Here is a 1700-nt window from a genome sequence, read left to right on the forward strand (position 1 = left end):
GCTTCAACCCGTTCAAATTCGGACTGGTGGCGGCCTCGGACACCCATGTCGCGGGCGGCGCCTATGCCGAGAATGACTACTGGTCAAAGGTCGGCATCATCGACGGCCTGCCTGTTGCGCGGGGCTCTGTCCCCTTCATCACGTCCAAAGGCTGGGACGAACAGCCCGAAAACCAGATCACCCGTAACGCGGATGAGTGGTTCTCGCGTTGGGCGGCCTCCGGCCTGACCGGTGTCTGGGCAGAAGAAAACACGCGTGAAGCCATCTTCGACGCCTTCCGCCGCAAGGAGACATTTGCGACGACCGGCCCGCGCATCAAGGTCCGCTTCTTCGCCAGCTTCGACTATGAGGATGGCCTCGCAGACGATCCCGACCTTGCCGCAAAGGCTTACGACCAGGGCGTGCCGATGGGCGGCAACCTGATCGGCGATGGCCGCGCGCCGGCCTTCATCGTCTGGGCCCAGCGGGATGCCAATTATGGCGCCGCCCTGCAGCGCGCGCAGGTCGTTAAAGTCACCGCCGATAGCGAGACCATCTTCGATGTCGCCTGTCACACAGGCGAACCAGACCCGGCCACCCATCGCTGCCCGGACAATGGCGCGAGCGTCGATCTTGCCAACTGCACCCCGCAGGGCGATGGCGCAGCCGAGCTCAAAGCCATGTGGCGCGATCCGGATTTCGATGCGGATGAGCGAGCGAGCTATTATGTCCGCGTGCTGGAGAACCCGACCTGCCGCTGGTCGACCTGGGAAGCTCTGGAAGCTGGTACGCCGCCGCGCCCGGACCGGCCGCAGACCATCCAGGAACGCGCCTACACCTCCCCCATCTGGTACACGCCCGGAAACTGAATGACGCGTCTTCTCCGCGAACCACTGGTGCACTTTATCGTGCTCGCCGGGCTGATCTTTGCCGCCTGTGGCTGGTTTTCACAGCGGGCACAAAAGGCAGAGGCGACGATCACGGTAACAGAGGCCGACATCGAGCGGATGTCCGCGCTCTATGCGATCGAGGCCGGCAATCTGCCGACCAGCGACGATCTGCGCGCGATGATCGCAGACCATGTGCAGCAGGAAGCGCTCGCCCGCGAAGCGCGTAAGCTCGGCATGGCACACGGGGACACGGTGATCGAGCGGCGCCTCGCGCAGAAAATCACCTTCATGCTGTCCGGCATGGACCGGCTCCAGCCGCCGGCGGACGAAACGCTCGCCGCCTGGTATGAGACCAATGCAGACCGCTTCACAGAGCCGGCGCGCTGGTCCTTCCAGCATGTCTATTTCTCCGATCCGGCAGACCCGCGCCTTGGCCCGGCGCTCGCCTCCTTGAACGGCGATGCGGCGACTGGCTGGCGCCAGCTCGGCGATCCGTTCATGCTCCAACGCGAATATGGCTCGCTTCCTGCCCGCGAAATTGTTCGCCAATTCGGGGCGGCATTTCTGGCCAAACTAGAGACGCTTGAAGCAGACCCAGGCGCCTGGCAAGGCCCTGCCCGTTCGTCATTCGGCGCGCATCTTGTTCGCATCATCGACAAGACCGAGGCCCGCCTGCCGCCGCTCGAACAGGTTCGCCCGGCCGTCGAGGCCGCCTGGAAAGAAGAGATGCAGCGCGAGAGGACCGCCGAGGCGATCGACGAGATCGTCGGCAAATATGATGTCGTGATCGCAGGCGCGCGCGAATGAGCCTGCCCCGACTAGCCTTCATCC

The 1700-nt window shown here is 64.3% G+C and carries 2 protein-coding genes; both read left to right on the top strand.

Annotated elements, in window-relative coordinates:
- A partial coding sequence (locus tag WA989_RS13450; protein WP_424341003.1) for a DUF3604 domain-containing protein occupies nucleotides 1-848 on the top strand: 848 nt, incomplete at its 5' end.
- On the top strand, nucleotides 849-1676 hold the full coding sequence (locus WA989_RS13455; protein WP_424341004.1) for a peptidyl-prolyl cis-trans isomerase: 828 nt from the start codon (nucleotides 849-851) through the stop codon (nucleotides 1674-1676).
- Nucleotides 1677-1700 lie beyond the last annotated feature (24 nt).

The sequence above is a fragment of the Henriciella sp. genome, assembly GCF_049649345.1.
In the GTDB taxonomy this organism is placed as follows: Bacteria; Pseudomonadota; Alphaproteobacteria; order Caulobacterales; family Hyphomonadaceae; genus Henriciella.

What these genes read in the sequence shown, in the direction of transcription:
- WA989_RS13455 (WP_424341004.1), top strand. Translation starts at nt 849, where the DNA reads ATGACGCGTCTTCTCCGCGAACCACTGGTGCACTTTATCGTGCTCGCC.